The organism is Falsirhodobacter sp. alg1 (assembly GCF_000739715.2).
Taxonomy (GTDB): Bacteria; Pseudomonadota; Alphaproteobacteria; order Rhodobacterales; family Rhodobacteraceae; genus Falsirhodobacter.
Map to the genome: position 1 here is coordinate 323,362 of NZ_BBJC02000005.1, position 21,580 is coordinate 344,941.

Here is a 21,580-nt window from a genome sequence, read left to right on the forward strand (position 1 = left end):
TACATAGGAAACAAGGTTATAGGAATTCCGACATTTCCACGCAGCGACGCTCTTCCATCGAGCGCTGCGCGGCAAGCCCCATCAGAACTGCCCAATACCCATCGGAAACCGTAACGGAGGCGGCACTGATTTCATTGCGGACCAAAGCGGCAAATCCCTGATGCTGGTAGAAGGTTGAACCATTGTGGTCCCCTGCTTCCAGCAGCGTCGGATCGACCGGCACAGGTTCCAGCCGGGGCCCTTTGGGCGAACGTGGCGAGATGATGACCTCGGGCACGGGGGCTTCTCCCAAAGACGCGGGCCAGAAACGCCCCGGGCCAGGAACAAAGGCCTCGATCTTGCCCGTAGGGCCAACAGCCGAGATTTCTTCCTGAAAACGCGCACCTTCCGCAAACATGCAAAGTTCAAGCATTGCACGGCTGCCGTTTTCAAAATCCACAATGACATAACCATGGTCGAAAACATCAGGGGTCTTGCCATCCACTTTTTCATCGAAGTGGTTCACGGCCTGACCACCCATGGCCATCACCCGCACCGGATTCGATTTCAGGGCGAGGCGCATCAGATCGAAGAAGTGGCAGCATTTCTCGACGAATGTGCCCCCTGTCTGGCTGTTGAATCGGTTCCAGTCGCCCACTTTGTGCAGGAACGGAAAACGGTGCTCGCGGATTGTCAGCATCTTGATGCCGCCCGTTGCAGCGTCCGCCTGCTCCAGCAGTTTGGCCACAGGAGGCATATACCGGTATTCCATCGCAACCCAGACGGGTGCCGGATATGTCGCGGCAAACTCGCTGATTTGCGCTGCTTGGGTTGCATCGGTGAAAAGAGGCTTCTCGACCAGAATGGGAAGAGGGCGGCGCGCAGCGATGGCCTGCAACTGTTCCAGGTGGCGGAAATTCGGGCTGGCGATCAGCAGACAGTCAAGATCCTCAACATCCAACAGCGCATCGATGCTGTCGACGAATTGCGCGTTTGGCGCCAGTTTGCGGGCATGGGCGCGCATTTCGGCATCTGGCTCGAAAATCGCGCCGATCGCTGTGTTATCCAACAGGGCGATATTGCGCAAATGCTCCTGCCCCATCATGCCGCAGCCAATGATGCCGTAATTCAACGTCCGGGTTGTGGCGCGTACCAGCGTTTCGGTCGTCATGTGATCCTCCTCAGATCAGGCGCTGTACATACAGCGCCTTGTCGGTGTCATACCAGGTTCGAGAAAATTCGACCGCCTTGGACGTTTGCGCCCAGGACAGCCGTTCAATATATGCGGTTATGGTGCCGCTGCGGGGGGTGAACCGAGCATGCGCCCAATCGGGAACAGTCGAGATTCCCACCCGGTCTTCTGCCCGCGTGATCCATAGCTTCAGGGCAAGCTTGTAGGTCAGGTAAAGAGAATCCTGAACCTTATCGCGCGGCACCTGCCCCGCGCCCCCATCCAGCCAGATCTCTTCGATGGCGATCGGCACATCATCCAGAAACCGCAGACGACGGAATCGGGTGGCGTGGTCCGACGTGCCATATTCCGGCTGTTGATCATCCTTTGGCAGATGGTCCACAGAAATGATCTCGGCATTTGGCAAACCGCCGCCGCCAATGGCATGCTCCAGCCGGAACATCGAATACACCGATGTCACCGGCTGTCCGGCACGCACATAGTTACCGGAACCCTGACGACGTTCCAGCAGGCCTTTGGCCTCCAGCTCTGCCAAGGCCTTGCGCAGGGTACGAACTGTTGTTCCGTGCGCGGCCGCCATGTCCCGCTCGGTCGGCAGGCGCTGCCCGTCGATCAGCCTTCCGGCGGCGATATCACGGATGAAAAGCTCTTCGATCTGCAAGTGGATCGGCAGCGCATCTGGGCGTGCAAGCGACGAGCGGCGGGTTGCGTCCAATTTTTCGGCCTCCCCTCCGAAATTAATTGATGCACTATTGATTTACATCAAGGACAGGGGTACGCAAGTGTAAAGTTACGCAACCTGGGGAGGAAAGCATGACTATCGTACCCGTAACCTCGGCCGACCTTGATAAGGTCGAAGTATCTTGGTTTTCAGCACTTTGCTCCGACGATTATCGCCATCTGGGCGTGCCGGAAAACGATTTGCGGTCATCCTGGGCGCATTGTTCCGACATCGTGAAAACAGCCGAAGCGCAGGGATTCGGAAACATCCTGTGCCCGTCATCCTATCAGGTGGGGCAGGACACGCTGTCCTTCGTGGCGGGCTGCGCCCCGATTACCGACCGGATCAACATGCTGGCTGCTGTACGCTGTGGCGAAATGCAGCCCATCATGCTGGCGCGCACGATTGCAACGCTGGATCACATGATGAACGGCCGATTGACCGTCAACATCATCTCGTCGGATTTCCCCGGAGAGAAGGCTGACAGCAACTTCCGTTACCAGCGGTCGCGTGAAGTGGTCCAGATCCTGAAACAGGCGTGGACGCAGGACAAGATCGACTTCCACGGCGAAGTTTACGATTTCAGCGATGTGAACACCGATCCGGCAAAGCCCTACCAGACGGGTGGCCCGATGCTTTATTTCGGGGGCTATTCGCCCGCGGCACTGGATCTGTGCGGTGAACATTGTGACGTCTACCTGATGTGGCCGGAAAAGACCGAAGATATTGCCGACCGGATGAAGGCAGCCCATGCCGCAGCGGAACGCCATGGCCGCGTGCTGGATTATGGCTTCCGCGCACATGTTATCGTGCGCGATACGGAAACCGAAGCACGCGAATACGCCCGTGAGATCGTCTCCAAGCTGGACGATGAACAAGGCAAGCTGATCCGGGAACGTGCGCTCGACGCCACTTCGCTTGGCGTCAGCCGTCAGGCGCGCAACCGCGAACTTGCCGATCTTGAGGGATATATCGAACCGAACCTGTGGACGGGTGTCGGGCGGGCGCGATCTGGCTGTGGTGCCGCGATTGTCGGATCGACCGATCAGGTGCTGTCCAAGCTGGAAGAGTTGCAGAAAATGGGCGTCAGGTCCTTTATCCTGTCGGGCTATCCGCACATCGAAGAAGCGGAGCATTTCGGCAGCCGCGTCCTGCCGCAGATGAAAACCTGCCAATTGAACCGTGAATGGGGCCGCGTGCCTGAAACTACGCCCAAAACGCCGCTAGGCGCAGGAGAACGTCGCTAATGGAACGCATTACACTTACCGAAGATCTGTCTTTTTCTCGTCTTGTCTATGGCATGTGGCGGGTTGGTGACGATACCGATACATCGGTGGCCCATGTCCGCGCAAAGATCGACGCTTGCCTTGATCAGGGCATCACGGCGATGGACCAAGCCGATATCTACGGCGATTACACTGCCGAGGCGATTCTCGGAGAGGCGCTAAAGGCCGATCCGGCCCTTCGCAAAAAGATCGAACTTGTGTCGAAATGCGATATCGTCGCCCCTTGCGGCAAATATTCGGATGTATCGTGCAAGCATTATGATACATCCGAGGCGCATATCCGCAAATCCGTTGAGAATACACTGCGTGATTTCGGCACAGACTATCTGGATCTGCTGTTGATCCACCGACCTGACCCCTTGCTGGACCATAATGAAACCGGCGCAACGCTGGATGCACTGGTCCGCGAAGGCAAGGTGCGCGCGGTAGGTGTTTCGAACTTCCGCCCATATGACTTCGATCTGCTACAATCCGGCATGACGACAAAGCTGGTAACCAACCAGATCGAGATCTCGCTGGCCAGCGTTGCACCCTTCAGCAACGGCGATCTTGCGTTTCACCAGATGCGGGGGGATGCCGTGATGGCGTGGTCACCGTTGGGCGGCGGCAGCCTGATGACGGGTGACGGCCCTGTGGCATCCGTCTTGGATGAGCTGGCCGCCGAATTCGGTGTGGATCGGGCGGCAGTTGCGGTTGCCTTCCTGCTGCGCCATCCGGCCAAGATTTTGCCGGTAATGGGCACCAATTCATTGCCACGCATTGCAGCCATTTCCGATGCCTGCAAGGTGGATCTGGACCGCCAGCAGTGGTTCCGCCTGTATCAGGCCGCACTCGGCCGTGAGGTTGCCTGATGAACGGTCCGGCAAGCGCCATCGGGACCAGCAGTTTTGTTCCCGCGCCCGATAATGGCCGGATGTTGCGCGATGTTTTCGGTCGGTTCGCCACGGGGGTTACGGTCGTAACCACCCGCGGCCCCGATGGTTGCGTCGCGATAACGGCCAACAGCTTTTCCTCGGTTTCCATGGACCCGCCGCTGGTCCAATGGGCACCGGCCCGCAGCTCATCCCGTTTTGCCGCCTTTACCGATGCCTTGCATTTTTCCATCCATATTCTGGGTGCAGAGCAGGAATCCTTGGCATATGAAGTGGCACGAGACCAGCGTGCGCTTCTGCGCCATGCGATGGAAGTGAACGACAATGATGTGCCTATCCTACAGAACTGCCTGGCACGCTTCGACTGTGCCCGCCACGCGGTTCATGACGCGGGGGATCATGCGATTGTTGTAGGCGAGGTCCTTCGTGCGCAGATGCGCGAAGGACTGCCGTTGATATTCTTTCAGGGAAAGGTGAGCCGGCTACACAGCAATTAGGCGCATCGCATTCCGGAAGAGGAGCTGGAATGCGAAATTTGGCGTGGGGGGAGATATATGAATTTTCTAAGAAGGCTGATCCAGTCTTTATCCCGGATGAATGATTTCATCCTGGCACTCTCGAGAATCTTGGGGGTTGCGACCGTTGCATTGATGGTCGTCGTTGCGTTGACGCAAGTATTCTGCCGCTATTTTCTGGGCAATGCCCTGTCGTGGCCCGATGAGGCTGCACGGTTCTGCATGCTATGGATGACAGGGCTTATGGCCCCGATCGCCTTTAGAAGCGGCGGTTTCGTCGCAATCGATGTCGTGCCAGAATTGCTACCGAAGGTTGCCGCGCGCATTCTGAACCAGGTGCTTCTGGCACTGACCCTCGCTGTGCTTTATTTCTCGGTCCAGATCGTATGGGCTGAGGTGACAGGCATTGGCGGGCGGTTCGCCAGCGCTTCGCTTTACCTTCCGACATCCTTCGATTTCAGCCATTGGTACCGCGTGCCCCGTAGCTGGATGATGGCATCCCTGCTGGTCGGGATGGTAATGCTGTTTATCGTGAATATCGAACTGCTGCTGCGGAATACCGCGTTGTTGCTGGGCATGAAGGACATTCCTGAAATGTCCACGGCCCATACAGAAGGAGCCGAATGATGCTGGTATGGTTTCTCCCGCTTTTCCTTGTGTTTCTTCTGGTTGGATTGCCGGTGTTCTTTGCACTTCTGGCGGCGCCGGGCCTTTTGCTGCTTTTGAACGGTCAGGAGCGAGATCTCACGCTTCTTTACCGCAACCTGTATAACGGGATCGACAGCTTCCCGCTGATGGCAATCCCCTTCTTCATGCTGGCCGGGGAAATCATGAACCGGGGCGGGATCACCCACCGTCTAGTGGAGTTCAGCCAGGCCTTCATCGGCCATTTCCGCGGTGGTCTGGCCCATGTGAACATTCTGTCGTCCATGCTGTTTGCAGGCCTGTCGGGCAGTGCTGTGGCCGATACATCCGCGCTTGGGTCAATGCTGATACCGGCGATGGAAAAACAGGGTTACACGCGTAAATTTGCAGCTGCGATCACGGCAGCCAGCTCTGTTATCGGGCCGATCATTCCGCCGTCTGGCATCATGATCATCTACGCCTATGTCATGGGCGAAAGCGTTGCTGCACTGTTCCTTGCCGGAATTGTTCCCGGGCTTCTGGTCGGCATTGGCCTGATGATCCTCGTCAAACTGATGGCCAACAAGTACGATTTCCCGGTTGCATCCAAGAAATACACCTGGCCCGAGCGGGGTGAGGCAAGCCTCAAGGCGTTCTTCCCGCTGATGACCCCTGTCATCATTCTGGGTGGTATTCTCGTGGGGGTCTTTACCCCGACCGAAGCCGCTGCGATTGCCGTGCTCTATGCGCTGATCGTCAGCCTGTTCATTCTGAAGACCATCCGCTTCCGGGATCTTCCGGACGTCATGAGCCGCGCCGGTATCACTTCGGCTGTCGTTCTGCTGCTGGTTGGCGCTGCAATGTCGTTCAAGACGGTGGTTTCGCTCAGCCACGCACCGCAGCACTTGGCCGAATTCATTCTGGTCCTGACCGACAATCCACTGCTTCTGCTCTTCCTGATCAACATCCTGTTGTTCGTCGTCGGGATGTTCCTGGACGCGGGCCCCGCAATCATCATTCTTGGGCCGATCCTGGGGCCGGTATTTACCGGAATGGGCGTAGACAGCATCCACTTTGCTATGATCATGTGCGTAAACCTGACCGTGGGACTTGCGACACCACCGATGGGACTAGTGTTGTTCGTAGCGTCAGCCGTTTCGGGGGAACGGGTTTCAACAATCTCGCGCGCAATTCTGCCGTTCCTTGCGGTCGAGGTTCTGGTGATTTTCCTGATCACCTATTTCCCCGCAATTTCGCTGACTATTCCGCGCCTGACCGGTTTTGCTAACTAATTTCATTCTGTGGGAGGATATGATTATGAAAAAGACACTGACACTGGCGGCCGTGATGGCGCTTGGCACGGCCATCGCCCTGCCGGCAATGGCGCAGGAATACACCCTGCGCGCCGTAGCCAACTCCAATGAAAACGACGAGGATTATGACGGCCTACAGGTCTTCAAATCCTATGTGGAGGCCGCTTCGAACGGGGCAATCAAGGTAGACATCTACATGGGCACGCAGCTGTGCTCGAACGGGGCAGAGTGTCTTCAGGGGATTGCCGACGGATTGATCGATATCTACATCTCCACTTCGGATGGTGCATCGGGCCTGTTCCCCTACGTACAGGTTCTGGACCTGCCATATATCCTGCCGAACGACCGGGTGGCCGAAGCGGTGCTGTCAGGTGATTTTGTCCGGGATCTTCGCAACCAGATCTTGACCGACTCCGGCGACACGATGCGCCTGATGACAATCGGCAACACCGGGGGATGGCGCAACTTTGCCAATACCGAACGCCGGGTACAGAAGCCGACCGATCTCGCCGGCATGAAGATGCGGACGGTTTCAGCCGATCTGCCGCAGGAGCTGGTGCGCTCTGTAGGCGCCTCCCCGACGCCCATTCCGTGGGCTGAGCTGTTTACCTCGCTGCAGACGGGCGTGGTTGAAGGTACGCAGAACGGTATCACCGACATCATGTCGATGAAGTTTCCGGATGCAGGCCTCAAATATCTGACGCTGGACGGGCACGCCTATATGAGCGCATTCTGGTGGATGTCGAATGATACCTTCACCAAGATGCCGGAAGATATCCGCGCGATTGTGGATGATGGGTTCTATCAGCTGCAACAGGCCACATTCGCATCGCCCAAACGTAAATCCATCAAGGCATACGAGGATTTCGTAGCTGGTGGTGGCGATCTCTATGTACCGACCGAGGAAGAGAAAGAAGCATTCGTCGAGGCGGCCCAGCCGGTTTACGAATGGTTTACGGCCAATGTTTCCGGTGGCGAGGAAATGCTTGCCGACCTGAATTCCAAGGTTGAAGCCGTTGAATCGGAAATCGCCGCCAATCGCGCCAGCGATATCGAATAAAAGCAGAATTTGCGTTCCGGCGCCCCAATCCTCAACGGGTTGGGGCGTTTTGTTATGCCGTTTCGGCAAATGGTTATTACAAAATCAGGTCCCATTTGGTTTGACGATGCAATCGGCGGTCAGCTTTGGGCGTGGGTCTTCTGGAAATCCTTGAACACGGCGATCAGCCTGACGTGCATACGCCCGTTATCGCCCGGAACGAGCCCCCCCCCCCGTACCGCACCAGACCTCTGCATGCGCGCCGATGAAACTTGATACGAAAGCTCAGTTGGACCTGTCCAACCGGACTGAAAATTACCACGGCTTGTATACAGTGCTCGCACACAAAATGCGGCAGAGGTCTGCTGTGACTGCCCCCCTCATATCCAGATTATGACAATCCTTTTGGGTCAGCGCGTCGTGAATTGGCCATCGCCTTGTAAAACTTGTGGGACCGCACTACTGCATAGCCGGAAAATCGGTGCCGCAATCCGGCAGGCCGCTCCACGCAGCGCAGGATATCCGCAATCACTGCCATTCCATAAGGACGTTCGAATGCATTTCCGCCATGATCCGCTGTATCCGTCCCGCCGCTCTCCGGTTCTGGCTGATAATGTCGTTGCCACCTCACAGCCGTTGGCGACACAGGCCGGACTGCGCATTATGCAGCAGGGCGGCAATGCGGTTGATGCTGCCATCGCAACTGCGGCGGCCCTGACAATCGTTGAGCCTACGGGCAACGGGCTGGGATCGGATGCATTCTGCATCCTGTGGGACGGCAAGGAGCTACATGGATTGAATGCCTCTGGCCGCGCGCCTGCAGCTTGGAGCCCCGAGCGGTTTCCCGAAGGCATGCCTAAAAACGGCATCGACAGCGTTACAGTACCCGGCGCGATCAGCGCATGGATCACCCTGTCGGAACGGTTCGGCAAGCTGGATCTGTCTACGGTCCTGGCCCCTGCTATCCATTATGCCGAAAACGGGTTTATCGTTTCCCCTGTCATCGCCAAACTCTGGGCAAATGCCGCCAGAACACTGGGGAATCAACCAGGGTTTGCAGACACATTCCTGCCGGATGGCCGCGCACCGCTTGCGGGTGAGCGTTTCTGCAATCCCGGAGCTGCGCGCACCTTACGTGCAATTGCACAATCCGGGGGCGAGGATTTCTACGAAGGCACTATTGCGCGGGAAATCATCAGTTTCATGCAACAGCACGGCGGCACGATGACCTTGGATGATATGGCCACACATCGTGCCGATTGGTGCGGGACCATCAGCCAAGGCTTTGGTGAGACAGAGTTGCATGAAATTCCGCCCAATGGTCAGGGAATTGCCGCCCTCATGGCACTCGGGATATTGGAGCAAACGAGTATTCGGGAATACGGCCCTGATGATCTCCAGTCCATACATCTGCAGATCGAAGCCATCAAGCTCGCCTACCGTGATCTTCACGCCTATGTGGCCGATGCCGGGCATATGACTGATGTCGACGAAAGCATGCTTCTTTCGCCTGCCTACCTGAAATCGCGGGCGGCCTTGATCGATCCGGCGCGGGCCGTTGACCATGCGGTTGGCGCGCCCAAACGGGGCGGTACGGTTCTGCTTAATACAGCCGATGCTTCCGGCATGATGGTCAGCTTCATCCAGTCCAATTATGCTGGATTTGGGTCCGGCGTTACCATCCCCGGCTGTGGCATTTCCATGCAGAACCNGGGGGCGGGGTTCAACACCGCCATCGGCCATCCCAACTGCGTGGCGGGGGGCAAGCGGCCTTTTCATACGATCATTCCGGGCTTTGTGATGTCCAAGGGGCAACCGGTTATGGCCTTCGGGATGATGGGAGGCCCGATTCAGGCGCAGGGCCACGTCCAGCTGTTCTTGCGTACCCAGCTTTGGGGTCAGGATGTGCAAACGGCGGCAGACGCGCCGCGCTGGCGTATGCTGGACGGGCTGGACGTTGCCTGCGAACCGACGCTACCTGCGGATGTCATCGAAGGGCTGCGGTCATACGGTCACAGGATCACTATAGAAACGCCCGATAACGCCTTCGGGTTTGGCGGCGCGCAACTGGTTCACCGCCTTCCGGGCGGTGGATATGCAGCAGGCTCGGATCATCGCAAGGATGGACAGGCTGCTGGATTCTGACCTTCCATGCGTATCATCAAGACATCGGACATCAGGAAGCCCGGGCTGCCTGATGTCCGAAGAGCCCGTCAGATAACAGCCACTTTCAAAGTGCCTACATTTGCAACGTGGGCCTCCATAACCTGACCTTTGCTAACAGGGCCTACGCCAGCCGGTGTACCTGCAAAAATCAGATCTCCTGGTGCAAGAACGAAATACTCCGAGAGATAAGAGATCATTTCTGGCGTTTTCCAGATCATCTGGTTCAGATCCCCGGATTGCTTCCGTTCCCCATCAACCGCCAGCCAGATATCCCCCTCAGCCGGATGGCCGATTTCAGACGCAGGAACAAGCGCGGAGCATGGGGCCGAATGTTCGAAGGCCTTACCAATTTCCCATGGCCGGCGCATCTCCTTGGCTTCGGCCTGCAGATCACGGCGCGTCATATCCAGCCCGACACCATAGCCGAATACATGGCCAAGCGCTTCATCCGGGGCGATATTCGCGCCCCCCTTTCCCAAGGCGATAACCATTTCCACCTCGAAATGCAGATCAGCGGTTTTTGGCGGATAAGGAAGGTCCTGCCCCTCGAGCAGGATATTGTCGGGGTTCTTCTGAAAGAAGAACGGCGGTTCGCGGTCCGGGTCATGCCCCATTTCCACGGCATGAGCGGCAAAATTGCGCCCGATGCAATAGATGCGCCGAACGGGAAACAGTGCATCACTGCCTGCCACAGGAATGAGAACCGGTTGGGGCGGCGGAAGGACATAATCAGTGCGTTTGCTATCAAGAGCCAAGACCGGATTCCTTATCCAATATTACCTTATGACCAATGCTAACCAATATTATCATTGGTTCAATGGTCAGATCGAAAGATTGATTCAATACGCTTTTTCCCATTAGAATGGGATGTCCCTGCTATCTGTTTTGGAAGCCCTATGGATAATGATCCGAACCCGGCAGGCAAATCATTCGGGTCTGATGGAAATGCTGCCTATACGCAACTTCAGGCGTTTCTGGCGCAATTCGACGCCGGTGTAGAGGGCAGGCTGCCCCCCGAACGTGACCTTTGCCAGATGTTGGGGGTGTCGCGCGGGGCCTTGCGAAAGGCTCTGGCCCAAGCCGAGGCGCAGGGTCGCATCTGGCGGCATGTTGGAAAGGGAACGTTCTTCGGTCCAAGATCTGCCGCAGAGGAAACAGAACAGTCCGGTATCGCACTGCTGGCAAGCCCGATTGAGGTATTGCGTGCCAGATTGTTGCTGGAACCCATGCTGGCCAGAGAGGCCGCGCTTCATGCATCAGTGGCGGACATACAGGAAATGACCACCAGTCTGCAAAACGGACAGCGTGCAGATAGCTGGCGACAGTACGAAACATGGGATAACCGGTTTCACCGCGCAATCGCCAATGGGACCCGCAACCGCGTTCTGCTGATGATGTTCGACAATCTGAACAACGTACGGCGGACAATGGCGTGGGCAAGACAAAGAGCAAACCCTGACGGACCACCGCCGGATCACCACAGCTTTGCCGAACACGCCCGCATCGTCGCCGCTATCGGAGCAAGAAATCCGGCAAAAAGTGAAAAGGCGATGCGGGATCATCTGGAGACGGTGACCCGAAAGCTGCTGCATCCCGAAACGGAGATGTGATCTTTCCGGCTCGAAACTGCGGCACGGATTGACCGGATAACGATACCGCAACAACCACCCTGCTTGGCTGACATAAAACCTTGGCCGTCGTGTCGTCAAACTTTCAAGAACGATACGCAGTGTGCGCCTCAGAATTGGGCCACAGCGCCCCGCCTGAGGGAAAAATCATGCACTTTACACGTCGCCATACACTGGGCCTGATGGGCGCAGCTGCCGGAACACTGATCCTGCCGCGTGGCATGCGCGCGCAAGGAAGCCGCAGATCGATCACGATCGCGGTGCAGAAAATCACGATCAACGGCACATTGGATATCTGGAACGAACAGTCCAACGTCGCCGAGCGCGTGATGCTGCCAAACCTGTGGGAAGGCCTGATCCTGCGCAACTGGATGGGCGATCAAGGCCCCCTGCCCGGCCTTGCTACAGAGTGGAAGCGGATTGACGATCGCACCATGGAGCTGAAGCTGCGGCAAGGTGTGCGTTTCCACAATGGTGACGAGCTGACCGCTGAGGATGTGGTTTTCTCCTTCTCCGACGAACGCCTGTTCGGAGGCAGCGAGCCTGCCGGGGGCAAGACGCTCTATGCCGAAAATTTCCGCCCCGATAATGCGAAACAATTGCCGGCCAACATCCCCGGTGTTGCGCGTCGCATCTGGCCGGCCCTGCGCGGTGTGGAAGCGGTGGACAAATATACCGTCCGCTTCGTCAACGCCACGCCCGACGTCACGATGGAAGGCCGCCTTTATTCCAGCGGTTCGCAAATCACGAACAAACGTGCATGGGATGAGGCGGGCAGTTATGCCGAATGGGCCTCGAAGCCCGTTACCACAGGCCCCTACCGCGTCGCCGATTTCCGCCCCGATGTATCCCTGACCCTCGAAGCCTTTGATGATTACTGGGGTGGTACACCGCCGCTGCAGCAGATCCGCTTTGTCGAGGTGCCCGAGGTTGCAAGCCGCGTGAACGGCCTGCTGTCGGGTGAATACGATTTTGCCTGCGACCTGCCGCCGGACCAGATCGGCGCTGTAGCCAATGCGCCGGGGCTCGAGGTGCAATCCTCGACCATCTGGAACCACCGGATTTCGGTTTTCAACAAGCAGAACGAGATTCTGGCAGATGCGCGTGTCCGTCAGGCCATGACACATGCAATCGATCGCAATGCCATCACGAAGGCGCTGTGGGATGACCAGACCGTCGTTCCCGCAGGTCTGCAATTCGATAGCTTCAAGACATCCGACATGTTCATCGAAGGATGGACCGTGCCCGAATTCAATCCGGCCCGCGCCCGTGAACTCTTGGCTGCGGCCGGCTACAAGGGCGATGCAATCCCCTATCGTTTGCTGAACAACTACTACACCAACCAGACGCCCACCGCGATGATCATGGTGGAGATGTGGAAGCAGGTCGGCCTGAACGTGGAAATCGAGATGCGCGAAAACTGGGCGCAGATCCACGAAAACAGCGGCGTGAAAGGGGTCCGCGACTGGTCCGCCTCAAACACCATCAACGACCCGATTACACCGATGGTCGTGCAGTTCGGCCCGAACGGTGAGGTGCAGCAGAACCGCGACTACTGGAATGACGAGGTAAACCAGATGTCGGTCATCATGGAAACCTCCACGAACCATGCCGAACGCAAGCGGGCCTTTGCACGGATGCTGGAAATCACCGAACGCGAGGACCCGGCCTATCAGGTTCTGCACCAGAACGCGGTTTTCACCGGCATGAAATCCGAACTCAACTGGAAGGCAGCACCCGCCTTCGCAATGGATTTCCGCTCCGGCAACTGGAACGTCTGATCCCCCTTGGCGCGGCGGTATTCCTGCCGCGCCTGAATTTGCAGGAATACCGAATGACCCTTGTCCGTATCCGCGATCTGCGCGTCGCCTTTGATGGCGTGCCCGTACTCCACGGGATCAACCTTGATATCAGCGCCGGAGAAACGGTGGGTTTGGTTGGGGAGTCCGGATGCGGAAAATCGGTGACCTGGCTTGCCGCACTGGGGCTTTTGCCAGCCAAGGCCCGGATTACCGGAACGGTGGAAACCGCAGGCAGCGATCTGGTCAGCGGCGGACGCAGCGTACTTGAAACCATACGCGGTGGTCGGATCGCAATGATATTCCAAGACCCGTCATCGGCGTTGAACCCCGTGCGTCGTGTAGGGCAGCAGATCGCGGAGGCGCTGCGCCTCCATCGCGGACTGCGTGGGGCGGCAGCCCGCGCCGAAGCCATCAGCCTGCTGGACCGTGTGGGCATCCCGGACGCGGCCCGACGGCTGGACCTCTATCCGCATGAATTTTCCGGTGGCCAGTGCCAACGTGTCATGATCGCGATGGCGCTTGCAGGGCAACCCGATCTATTGATTGCCGATGAACCCACCACCGCGCTTGACGCCACGATTCAGGCCCAGATCCTTGCGTTGCTGACCGAAGTGCAGCGTGAAACCGGCATGGCGATGGTGTTCATCAGTCATGATCTGGGCGCGGTCGGGGCGGTATGCGATCGGGTTGCGGTGATGTATGCCGGCCGCATCGTAGAGGAAGCGCGGCGCGAACCCCTGTTTGCCGCACCGCGACACCCCTATACCCGCGGATTGTTTGACGCGATCCCACGGCTTGACGGTCCCCGCAGTCGATTGGTCCCCATTCCGGGCACCGTGCCCGATCCAAAAAATACCCCGGCGGGATGTGCCTTTTCGCCGCGCTGTGCCCGTGCCACATCCCTCTGCGCAAGTGAACGCCCAACATTATTGCCCCAATCCGACGGGCGGGCATTGGCCTGTTTCCACCCCGTCCCCGCAGCCACGCTCGTTTCTCGCGAAGGGGTGTTCGCATGATGCTTCTGGAAGCGCACGGGTTGGTTCGCACCTATCTGACACGAAAAAGCATGTTTACCCCCCCCGAGGCCGTTCGCGCGGTGGACGGCGTGGATCTGGTGCTCGCTCCGGGCGAAGCACTCGGGCTGGTTGGCGAAAGCGGATCGGGAAAATCGACCTTGGGCAGAATGCTTCTAGGGATCGATCCACCTGACGCGGGTGAAATCCGCTTCAACGGCGCGCCCATGCCCGCATTGGGTACCGCAAGCTGGCGCAAATTGCGGGCGCAGATGCAGATGGTGTTTCAGGATCCGCTGGCGGCTTTGGACAGGCGCCTGCCCATAGCCGAACAGATTGCCGAACCGCTGGCAATCCACGGGATCGGCACCGCCTCGGAGCGCAACGACCGTGCCAGATCGTTGATGGCACAGGTGGGCCTTCGGGTTGATCAGGCAGGCCGATTTCCGCACGAACTATCTGGAGGACAACGCCAGCGCGTGGTGATTGCACGGGCGCTGGCCACCAGCCCCCGGTTATTGGTGTGTGACGAACCTGTCTCGGCGCTTGATGTGTCCATTCAGGCGCAGGTGGTCAATTTGCTGCGCGACCTACAGGACCGGCATGGCATTGCCATGGTCTTCATCAGTCACGACCTGAAGGTAGTCCGCAATATCTGCGACCGTGTCGCCGTCATGTATCTGGGGCGCATCGTAGAGGAGGCGTCATCCGATGACATATTCTCTAGCCCACGCCATCCCTATACCCGTGCGTTGGCGGCATCCGTACCGATCCCGGGGGCCCGGCTGGATCCGAGCACGCTACTACAGGGGGAGCCGCCCAATCCGGCACGTCGGCCAGAGGGCTGTGCCTTTCACCCGCGTTGCACGTTGATGCGGCCGGGTTGCGCGGGCGCGGTACCCCGGCTTTTGCCGACTACACCTACCCGACGCAGCGCCTGTCCGGTCGTAGCGGCCTGACCCCTATTCGGAATGATCCCATGATTTCCTTTGTTCTGATCCGCCTGCTTCGCGCCGTTCTGACCGTATTGCTGGTGATGACCTTTGCATTCTTCGTTCTGCGCCTTTCGGGTGATCCGGCGTTGATCATGCTGGGGCCCGACGCCCCGACCGAAGCCGTGGCGGCTTTTCGTGCGGCATGGGGACTGGATGATCCGTTATGGCGCCAGTACCTGTCATATCTACATGGGATTGTGACCCTTGATTTCGGCGTTTCCATGCGGGACAGATCGCCCGCGCTGGATCTGGTGCTGGAACGCATTCCAGCGACGTTGGCCCTGACCATTCCTGCATTGATCCTGAAAGTCGCCATCGGCATTCCGGCAGGTGTCTATGCTGCCTTGCACCGTCAATCGATTGCGGACAGGGGTGTGATCCTGCTGTCGGTCATGGGCTTTACCCTGCCATCCTTCGTACTGGGGCTGTTGCTGGTTCTGGTGTTTGCCGTGCAGCTTGGCTGGTTTCCTTCAGGCGGCCAGGATAGCTGGCGGCACGCGGTTCTACCGGTCCTGACGCTCTCTATCGGTGGCATCGGTATCCTTGCCCGGTTTTCACGCTCTGCCATGATCGAGGTGCTGGGCCAGCCCTATATCCGAACCGCCCTTGCCAAAGGCGTAAGCTGGCGGGATGTGGTCTGGAAACACGCGCTGCCCAATGCATCGGTACCCATCGTCACAATCATCGGTTTCATGATTGGCTCGCTTGTTGCAGGGGCCGTGGTGGTTGAAAGCATCTTTTCCTGGCCGGGCGTGGGAAGGCTGCTGATCGTATCGGTCGCGAACCGTGATCTGGCCGTGGTGCAGGCCATTCTGATGGTCATCGCGGCCACCATGGTGCTGGCAAATCTATGTGTCGACATTGCCTATGGCCTGCTGGACCCGCGTTTGCGCGCCCGGACCACTGCCGCTTGAGGAGCATATCATGACTGCAATTCCCCGACTGATACGCCTTCCGCGTGCCATGCCCCGTATGCCGATCCTTGTATCGGTGGCCGCCATATGGCTGCTGGCGATGATCATCATCGCATTCGGGTCGGATATCCTGCGCCCCTATGACATTACGCAGATGGACCTATCAGCCAGGCTGTCGGCCCCCGGTACTGCCGGGCATTGGCTGGGCACCGACGAACTGGGCCGTGATGTGCTGTCACGTCTGCTGCAATCCATACGCGTCTCGCTTCTGATCGCCTTTGGCGCCACGATTCTTTCCGCGGTCTTCGGTACGACACTGGGGTTTCTGGCTGCGCAGTTTCGCGGCGGCGTGGAACACACGATTCTGGTCCTGGCCGATTTTCAGGCGGCACTGCCGTTTCTCATCCTTGCATTGGCGGTCCTTGCCTTCTTTGGCAGCTCCATGACATTGCTTGTATGTCTGATGGGGTTCTACGGCTGGGAACGCTACGCGCGGATTGCGCGCGGATTGGCCATCTCTGCCGGCGCACAGGGATATGCCTCGGCCGTGGTGCAACTGGGTGCGCGGCCATCGCGCGTCTATCTGCGCCACATTCTGCCGAATGTCGCCTCCACCCTTATCGTATCCATGACCCTGACATTCCCCGAAGTCATTCTTATGGAAAGCGGGCTTTCGTTTCTGGGGCTTGGCGTGCAACCCCCGGAAAGCTCGCTCGGAAACATGGTTGGTTTCGGACGCGATTACCTCACGCGCGCACCATGGATCATGCTGGCGCCGGCTTTTGTCATCATGCTGACAACCCTCGCCATTTCGCTCTGCGGGGATTGGTTGCGCGATCGCCTTGATCCTACCCTTCGTTAAGGAAGACCGATGACACATATCCTGTCCCATCGTGGGGCCCGTGACCTATGGGCCGAAAATTCGGCACTCGGGTTCAAGCGTACCGCCGCCCTGGGGGTCGATGCGGTGGAATTCGATCTCCATCTCACCGACGACGGCCAGATTCTGGTGATCCATGATGCTACGCTGGATCGGAGCACCAGTGGCAGCGGCCCCGTATCCGCGCTTACTGGCAACGATCGCAGCCACTTGCGCCTGATCGGCCCGGGCGGCAAAATTGATGAAGGCATTCCGACCTTTGACGAGGTATTGGAGATCCTCGGGCCGCACAACAACATGAAGCTGTTTGTGGAACTGAAAGCAGGGGCTGGCGGTCGCCCCTATCCTGCCTTGCCACGCCTGGCCGCAGAGGCACTAGCACGTCGCGGGTTGGCGGACAGAGCCGTCCTGACAAGTTTCGACATCAGCGTTCTGCAGGCCTGTCGGGATGTGGCACCTGACATTCCGCGCCTGCTGTCGGTTGACACCCAATGGGCAGAACACCAGAGCGGCCTCGACGCCGTGATGGATAGCGCCGAGGGCCTGGCGACTTATCTGGCCGTCGAAGACCGGCTGTTCGAGGCGCAGTTCGATCGCATTACCGCCCGCTGGCCGCTGGATCGGTTGTGTGTCTGGACGGTGAATGATCCTACACGCATCCGTATGTGGCTGGAACGCAAGCCCGGATATCTCACGACCGACAACCCCATTCTTGCAACAGAAATCGCACTTGCTCTCAAAAAGGACTGACGATGACCGATCTTCCACTTCTGGGGGCCGCAATGCCGGTTTCCACGCTTGCTACCCTGCAAGGTTTCATTCTGGAGCAGAACCGCGACCTTGAGTTACAGGATTTCATAACGGTCGATCTGCTCAATGGCGGCTGGCGGGAACGTGCAGACGAGGCGCGCGCATTGTTGCAAGGATATGAGGGCAGACTGGGTATCCATGGGCCGTTCTGGGGGCTGAACATATCGAACCCCGATCCGGATATACGTACCATCGTGACCGGTCGGCTGATGCAGGGGCTGGAAGTCTGCGACCATCTGGGCGCCACGCAGATGGTCGTCCATTCGCCCTTTACTGCCTGGGACAACAACAATCTGGATAACCAGCCGGATGCGCTGGAACGCATTCATGCCTTGGCGCATGAAACATTGCGCGGACCCGTGGAATATGCAGCCGCGATCGGCGCAACCATGGTGATCGAGAATATCGATGACATGAACCCCGATCTGCGCGCCGCACTCGCTGACAGCTTCGGATCGGCGCAAATCGCACTGTCGGTCGATACAGGCCACGCCCATTACGCGCATGGAACGAATGGCGCACCACCGGTCGATTACTTCGTACGTCGGGCCGGCAAAAGGTTACAGCACATTCACCTGCAGGACGCAGATGGCCACGCCGACCGCCACTGGGCCATTGGCCACGGCAATATCCTGTGGGCTTCGGTCTTCAGTGCCTTGGCAGAGCTGACGTCCAAGCCCCGCCTGATCCTTGAACTGCGGGATAAGGCAGGAATACTACCTTCGGTCAAATATCTGAATGACCTAGGGTTGGCGCGTTAAGACATTCGTCCGGGGCGTTGCCCGATAGCAAAGCGCCCCGGCCCCTGAGCCGCCAGTACCAGAAGACCACCCGCGATGGACCAATTCTTGACGAAAATCGTGATCTGCCACGGGTCCGCTCGCAGCTGCCAATGAAACCAGCTGGTAAAGATGCAATAAGCTGCGAGAACTAACGCCCAGGCCCGAACGCCTGGACCGAAAACCAACCCCACAGCCGCAAGCAGGTTGAAAATTGCCACCGGCCAGATGATGGCTGAAGGCAGCCTGAGGGTGACGATCATCGCCTCCACCGGAACAGGATCCGCCATTTTCTGGGCCGCTCCCCCAAGAAACAGCAATGCCAGCAGAATGCGACCGGCAAGATTGACGATATCGTTCATCTGATCGGCCATGCCCCGTCGGCGCAGGTAGGCAACGGGATTACCCGCGCCCACGGTAGGGTGGTACGCCCTGATCCGGAATCCAGACACCAGTCGGCGCCGCACCGGTCTGCCAGAATACATCTATCGGAATACCGCCACGGGGATACCAGTATCCACCGATGCGCAGCCACTGCGGCTCCAGAAACTCGACGAGACGGCGCGCGATCGAAATTGTGCAGTCTTCGTGGAATGCCCCGTGATTGCGGAAAGAGCCGAGATAGAGCTTCAACGATTTGCTTTCGACCAGCCATTCACCCGGCACGTAATCAATCACCAGATGCGCGAAATCCGGCTGCCCCGTCATCGGGCACAGCGACGTGAATTCCGGCGCGGCAAAACGCACCATATATGGCACATCCTGCGGGTTCTGAACCCGCTCCAGTTCGGCCTCTTCGGGAGACTCCGGCAGGATGGTTGCGCCACCCAGCTGGATCAGCCCGTCATAAATCGTCTTGGTCATCAAACGCCTCTTTTGTTTCCCCATAGGATAACGTGCAATTGCGGTAGGATGCGCGGGGTAAACCATCCGTCCGATACAGTTTTGTCAATGAGCCATAGCATCCGGTCGACGATGCCATTCTGGTCCACTGCCCTTGCTTCGTCTGTCATGGGGTTTCCCGGCTGCAGATAAAGCGGTAATTGCGGATATCGAGCCGCTGCGTCACGGGCATATGCGTAATCGGCATCGTCAAAGATTACAATTTTCATTACGATATCTGGCCCTTTTGTGATGCATTCATCAAAAGCGGCCCAATCGGTCACCTCCCCCGACGAGGGGGGTTTGGGTGACAGCACTAGCGTATCGAGATTTGCAAACCAGTCCTTGGCGATCGAGCCTTGGGTTTCCAATGCAAAACGATAGCCTTCCGCATGCCCCATATCAATAAGCGGCCCGAAAGGCTGGATTGCCGGATTACCCCCGGACAGGGATACCATGATCGGTTTGTTCCCGGACAGCTCACGTATCCGCGCCATGATGCTGACAGCATCCATCGGTGCCCAATTCGCACGAAATGCACTGTCCACCGCGTGCAGGCTGTCACACCACGAGCAGCGGTAATCACATCCGCCCGAACGCACGAATACCGTGGGCAAACCGATGAGAACGCCCTCTCCCTGAATGGTGGGGCCGAAAATTTCGGCAACGCGGATCATGGCCGGTACTCCGCCCAGGTTTTCGGTGTTTCGGAGACGCGTACGGCCGAAACCTCGGGCCAGCGGGCAGCGGACCATTCGTACAGATGGCGCGCAAGTTTTTCCGCAGTGACCATCGGATCATCCAGAACGTCGTTCAGATGGCGATGATCGAAACGATCATCAATGTAAGATTTGAGCGGGGCCAATTCCCCGTAATCGCGGACAAACCCGTTTGCATCCAGATCCCGGGCCGACAGTTCTATCAGCACGATGTAGTTATGACCGTGCAACCGCGCACATTGATGCTCGGGCGGCAGATCCATCAGCTGGTGTGAGGCCGAAAACGCGAATTCCTTGGTGATCCTGAACATCAGCCACGCTCCGCGATGGCAGATTTCCAGAAGTCCCTATCCGCGTATTCGGTAGGGTCCGGCACACCAGCAAGATCGAAGGCCTCCCGCCGCTCAACGCAGGTTCCACACCGTCCGCAATGGATCACACCACCCTTGTAGCAGGACCATGTATCGGCAAAGGGTGTGTTCACCGATGCCCCATCGACCACGATATCGGCCTTGGTGCGATGGACATAGGGTGTGCGCAATTCCACCGCTGCATACCCGTCAAGCGCCGCGTTCTGCATGGCAGAGAAAGCTTGGGTAAATGCCGGACGACAGTCGGGATAGATAAAATGATCGCCGCCATGAACTGCCGTTGCCACAGCATCGGCCCCGGCGGAGACGGCCACACCGAAGGCCACCGTCAGCATGATCGCGTTGCGGTTCGGCACCACGGTGATACGCATCGATTCTTCGGCATAATGGCCGTCCGGTACGTCCAGATCATCGGTCAATGCCGACCCTGTGAGGGCGGCGCCAATGGCCGTAAGATCGATGATCTGATGCGGGACATTCAACCGCTGTGCTGCACGCGCGGCGAATGAAAGCTCCTTGCGGTGACGCTGTCCGTAATCGAAGGAAAGCAGACTGTGCAATTGCCCGTCCGCAGCAACGCGGTGCGCCAAAGACACGGAATCCAACCCGCCGGAGCAGATAACAATAGTACCCATTTTTATAACCCTTGTTTTGATGATCCGGGTAGGCTGCGACCGGATGGCCGCGCGATATACCCGCGCGGTCAAAGTTACAAGCAGCGGGTGAAATCACATTGCGGGCATGACGGCGATATCGCGGATCTCGCCAGACAGGCCGCCGATCTCTGCAACAGCCTCAGCTGCGCCGGTCTCCAGATCAACTTCGTAAAGGATGTTGTTCGTGACCAGCCATGCGTTGTTGTTCATCTCGGCATCCGATGCGATGTCGAAGCCATAGACGGCACCGGGGGTTTCAATGCCCAGCTTTCCGACAGCGGCCAGTGTCCCGTCGTTCGGCGAGGTCTGCTGGATCAACGCGACGATTGTGCTATCARYWTYSRACRYYGYKGYWGTMYSYGRSKWKYSKKSSSTSNNGATATRKGCMGSRARMKGYKMKSRKKCAGGCACAGCATGTTCTGGA

At 58.1% G+C, this 21,580-nt stretch carries 23 protein-coding genes and 1 pseudogene; 15 read left to right on the forward strand and 9 right to left on the reverse strand.

All coding sequences use genetic code 11. From position 1 onward, the window contains the following. Positions 1-16: 16 nt before the first annotated feature. Both TR36_RS11725 and TR36_RS11730 read right to left on the reverse strand, forming a co-directional pair. Positions 17-1,150, reverse strand: coding sequence for a Gfo/Idh/MocA family protein (locus tag TR36_RS11725; RefSeq protein WP_045392296.1), 1,134 nt, complete (start codon positions 1,148-1,150; stop codon positions 17-19). Between the two features lie 10 nt (positions 1,151-1,160). Further along, complete coding sequence (locus TR36_RS11730; RefSeq protein WP_045392295.1) at positions 1,161-1,886, reverse strand: GntR family transcriptional regulator; 726 nt, start codon at positions 1,884-1,886, stop codon at positions 1,161-1,163. 98 nt (positions 1,887-1,984) lie between these two features. On the opposite strand from TR36_RS11730, the gene TR36_RS11735 reads away from it, so the two are divergent. From TR36_RS11735 to TR36_RS11765, 7 genes are all read left to right on the forward strand, one after another. Next, positions 1,985-3,139 (forward strand): LLM class flavin-dependent oxidoreductase, encoded by a 1,155-nt coding sequence (locus TR36_RS11735; RefSeq protein WP_045392294.1) that lies wholly within the window; start codon positions 1,985-1,987, stop codon positions 3,137-3,139. Beyond that, a complete protein-coding gene (locus TR36_RS11740; protein WP_045392293.1) occupies positions 3,139-4,029 on the forward strand; it encodes an aldo/keto reductase family oxidoreductase in 891 nt (296 codons plus the stop codon). The genes TR36_RS11735 and TR36_RS11740 overlap by 1 nt, the downstream gene beginning before the upstream one ends. Beyond that, complete coding sequence (locus TR36_RS11745) at positions 4,029-4,547, forward strand: flavin reductase family protein (RefSeq protein WP_045392292.1); 519 nt, start codon at positions 4,029-4,031, stop codon at positions 4,545-4,547. Before TR36_RS11740 ends, TR36_RS11745 begins: the two co-directional genes overlap by 1 nt. Positions 4,548-4,604: 57 nt before the next feature. Then, on the forward strand, positions 4,605-5,192 hold the full coding sequence (locus TR36_RS11750) for a TRAP transporter small permease (RefSeq protein ID WP_045392291.1): 588 nt from the start codon (positions 4,605-4,607) through the stop codon (positions 5,190-5,192). After that, positions 5,192-6,481, forward strand: coding sequence for a TRAP transporter large permease (locus tag TR36_RS11755; protein WP_045392289.1), 1,290 nt, complete (start codon positions 5,192-5,194; stop codon positions 6,479-6,481). The genes TR36_RS11750 and TR36_RS11755 overlap by 1 nt, the downstream gene beginning before the upstream one ends. Positions 6,482-6,500: 19 nt before the next feature. Beyond that, on the forward strand, positions 6,501-7,562 hold the full coding sequence (gene dctP / locus TR36_RS11760; RefSeq protein ID WP_045392287.1) for a TRAP transporter substrate-binding protein DctP: 1,062 nt from the start codon (positions 6,501-6,503) through the stop codon (positions 7,560-7,562). 534 nt (positions 7,563-8,096) lie between these two features. Continuing rightward, positions 8,097-9,686 (forward strand): gamma-glutamyltransferase family protein, encoded by a 1,590-nt coding sequence (locus TR36_RS11765; RefSeq protein WP_062763303.1) that lies wholly within the window; start codon positions 8,097-8,099, stop codon positions 9,684-9,686. A gap of 68 nt (positions 9,687-9,754) precedes the next feature. Here TR36_RS11765 and TR36_RS11770 read toward each other — a convergent pair whose 3' ends face one another. Further along, on the reverse strand, positions 9,755-10,462 hold the full coding sequence (locus TR36_RS11770; protein ID WP_062763172.1) for a fumarylacetoacetate hydrolase family protein: 708 nt from the start codon (positions 10,460-10,462) through the stop codon (positions 9,755-9,757). A gap of 141 nt (positions 10,463-10,603) precedes the next feature. Here TR36_RS11770 and TR36_RS11775 point away from each other — a divergent pair, with 141 nt between their 5' ends. From TR36_RS11775 to TR36_RS11810, 8 genes are all read left to right on the forward strand, one after another. Next, complete coding sequence (locus TR36_RS11775) at positions 10,604-11,317, forward strand: FadR/GntR family transcriptional regulator (protein ID WP_045392281.1); 714 nt, start codon at positions 10,604-10,606, stop codon at positions 11,315-11,317. 167 nt (positions 11,318-11,484) lie between these two features. Then, positions 11,485-13,116, forward strand: a complete 1,632-nt coding sequence (locus TR36_RS11780; RefSeq protein WP_237763557.1) for an ABC transporter substrate-binding protein — start codon at positions 11,485-11,487, stop codon at positions 13,114-13,116. A 53-nt stretch (positions 13,117-13,169) separates the two neighbouring features. Next, a complete protein-coding gene (locus tag TR36_RS11785; protein WP_045392279.1) occupies positions 13,170-14,153 on the forward strand; it encodes an ABC transporter ATP-binding protein in 984 nt (327 codons plus the stop codon). Then, the gene (locus TR36_RS11790; RefSeq protein ID WP_062763174.1) at positions 14,150-15,109 is read left to right on the forward strand and encodes an ABC transporter ATP-binding protein; all 960 of its coding nucleotides are present in this window, start codon (positions 14,150-14,152) and stop codon (positions 15,107-15,109) included. Before TR36_RS11785 ends, TR36_RS11790 begins: the two co-directional genes overlap by 4 nt. Positions 15,110-15,129: 20 nt before the next feature. Then, the gene (locus TR36_RS11795; protein ID WP_045392276.1) at positions 15,130-16,059 is read left to right on the forward strand and encodes an ABC transporter permease; all 930 of its coding nucleotides are present in this window, start codon (positions 15,130-15,132) and stop codon (positions 16,057-16,059) included. Positions 16,060-16,069: 10 nt separating this feature from the next. Next, entirely contained in the window at positions 16,070-16,921 is an 852-nt protein-coding gene (locus TR36_RS11800; protein WP_045392274.1) for an ABC transporter permease, read from the forward strand. Between the two features lie 9 nt (positions 16,922-16,930). After that, entirely contained in the window at positions 16,931-17,689 is a 759-nt protein-coding gene (locus TR36_RS11805; RefSeq protein WP_062763176.1) for a glycerophosphodiester phosphodiesterase family protein, read from the forward strand. A 2-nt stretch (positions 17,690-17,691) separates the two neighbouring features. Next, a complete protein-coding gene (locus TR36_RS11810) occupies positions 17,692-18,510 on the forward strand; it encodes a sugar phosphate isomerase/epimerase (protein WP_045392270.1) in 819 nt (272 codons plus the stop codon). Here the strand turns inward: TR36_RS11810 and TR36_RS11815 are convergent. The 6 genes and pseudogenes from TR36_RS11815 to TR36_RS11840 all read right to left on the reverse strand — a co-directional run bounded on the left by TR36_RS11815 (position 18,507) and on the right by TR36_RS11840 (position 21,567). Continuing rightward, positions 18,507-18,902 carry a DoxX family protein gene (locus TR36_RS11815; protein WP_237763558.1) on the reverse strand — a complete coding sequence of 132 codons (396 nt, stop codon included), beginning with the start codon at positions 18,900-18,902 and terminating at the stop codon, positions 18,507-18,509. The two genes, TR36_RS11810 and TR36_RS11815, sit on opposite strands and share 4 nt — an antisense overlap. Positions 18,903-18,930: 28 nt before the next feature. After that, positions 18,931-19,392: a preQ(1) synthase gene (gene queF / locus TR36_RS11820; RefSeq protein ID WP_045392267.1), complete on the reverse strand. Its 462-nt coding sequence runs from the start codon at positions 19,390-19,392 to the stop codon at positions 18,931-18,933. Next, complete coding sequence (gene queE, locus TR36_RS11825) at positions 19,392-20,087, reverse strand: 7-carboxy-7-deazaguanine synthase QueE (RefSeq protein ID WP_062763178.1); 696 nt, start codon at positions 20,085-20,087, stop codon at positions 19,392-19,394. The genes queF and queE overlap by 1 nt, the downstream gene beginning before the upstream one ends. Next, entirely contained in the window at positions 20,084-20,440 is a 357-nt protein-coding gene (locus TR36_RS11830) for a 6-pyruvoyl tetrahydropterin synthase family protein (RefSeq protein ID WP_045392264.1), read from the reverse strand. Before TR36_RS11830 ends, queE begins: the two co-directional genes overlap by 4 nt. Then, positions 20,440-21,135: a 7-cyano-7-deazaguanine synthase QueC gene (gene queC / locus TR36_RS11835; protein ID WP_045392260.1), complete on the reverse strand. Its 696-nt coding sequence runs from the start codon at positions 21,133-21,135 to the stop codon at positions 20,440-20,442. Before queC ends, TR36_RS11830 begins: the two co-directional genes overlap by 1 nt. 93 nt (positions 21,136-21,228) lie before the next feature. Continuing rightward, positions 21,229-21,567 (reverse strand): annotated as a pseudogene (locus TR36_RS11840) (DUF4394 domain-containing protein). Positions 21,568-21,580 lie beyond the last annotated feature (13 nt).

Excerpts from the sequence above, each read along its gene's own strand:
- TR36_RS11755 (WP_045392289.1), top strand. The coding sequence starts at position 5,192 with ATGCTGGTATGGTTTCTCCCGCTTTTCCTTGTGTTTCTTCTGGTTGGA.
- TR36_RS11740 (WP_045392293.1), top strand. The coding sequence starts at position 3,139 with ATGGAACGCATTACACTTACCGAAGATCTGTCTTTTTCTCGTCTTGTC.
- TR36_RS11780 (WP_237763557.1), top strand. The coding sequence starts at position 11,485 with ATGCACTTTACACGTCGCCATACACTGGGCCTGATGGGCGCAGCTGCC.
- queE (WP_062763178.1), bottom strand. The coding sequence starts at position 20,087 with ATGATCCGCGTTGCCGAAATTTTCGGCCCCACCATTCAGGGAGAGGGC.
- TR36_RS11750 (WP_045392291.1), top strand. The coding sequence starts at position 4,605 with ATGAATTTTCTAAGAAGGCTGATCCAGTCTTTATCCCGGATGAATGAT.
- TR36_RS11795 (WP_045392276.1), top strand. The coding sequence starts at position 15,130 with ATGATTTCCTTTGTTCTGATCCGCCTGCTTCGCGCCGTTCTGACCGTA.
- TR36_RS11725 (WP_045392296.1), bottom strand. The coding sequence starts at position 1,150 with ATGACGACCGAAACGCTGGTACGCGCCACAACCCGGACGTTGAATTAC.
- TR36_RS11810 (WP_045392270.1), top strand. The coding sequence starts at position 17,692 with ATGACCGATCTTCCACTTCTGGGGGCCGCAATGCCGGTTTCCACGCTT.
- TR36_RS11830 (WP_045392264.1), bottom strand. The coding sequence starts at position 20,440 with ATGTTCAGGATCACCAAGGAATTCGCGTTTTCGGCCTCACACCAGCTG.
- TR36_RS11815 (WP_237763558.1), bottom strand. The coding sequence starts at position 18,902 with ATGGCCGATCAGATGAACGATATCGTCAATCTTGCCGGTCGCATTCTG.
- queF (WP_045392267.1), bottom strand. The coding sequence starts at position 19,392 with ATGACCAAGACGATTTATGACGGGCTGATCCAGCTGGGTGGCGCAACC.
- dctP (WP_045392287.1), top strand. The coding sequence starts at position 6,501 with ATGATTATGAAAAAGACACTGACACTGGCGGCCGTGATGGCGCTTGGC.
- TR36_RS11745 (WP_045392292.1), top strand. The coding sequence starts at position 4,029 with ATGAACGGTCCGGCAAGCGCCATCGGGACCAGCAGTTTTGTTCCCGCG.
- TR36_RS11800 (WP_045392274.1), top strand. The coding sequence starts at position 16,070 with ATGACTGCAATTCCCCGACTGATACGCCTTCCGCGTGCCATGCCCCGT.
- TR36_RS11735 (WP_045392294.1), top strand. The coding sequence starts at position 1,985 with ATGACTATCGTACCCGTAACCTCGGCCGACCTTGATAAGGTCGAAGTA.
- TR36_RS11775 (WP_045392281.1), top strand. The coding sequence starts at position 10,604 with ATGGATAATGATCCGAACCCGGCAGGCAAATCATTCGGGTCTGATGGA.
- TR36_RS11790 (WP_062763174.1), top strand. The coding sequence starts at position 14,150 with ATGATGCTTCTGGAAGCGCACGGGTTGGTTCGCACCTATCTGACACGA.
- TR36_RS11805 (WP_062763176.1), top strand. The coding sequence starts at position 16,931 with ATGACACATATCCTGTCCCATCGTGGGGCCCGTGACCTATGGGCCGAA.
- TR36_RS11785 (WP_045392279.1), top strand. The coding sequence starts at position 13,170 with ATGACCCTTGTCCGTATCCGCGATCTGCGCGTCGCCTTTGATGGCGTG.
- queC (WP_045392260.1), bottom strand. The coding sequence starts at position 21,135 with ATGGGTACTATTGTTATCTGCTCCGGCGGGTTGGATTCCGTGTCTTTG.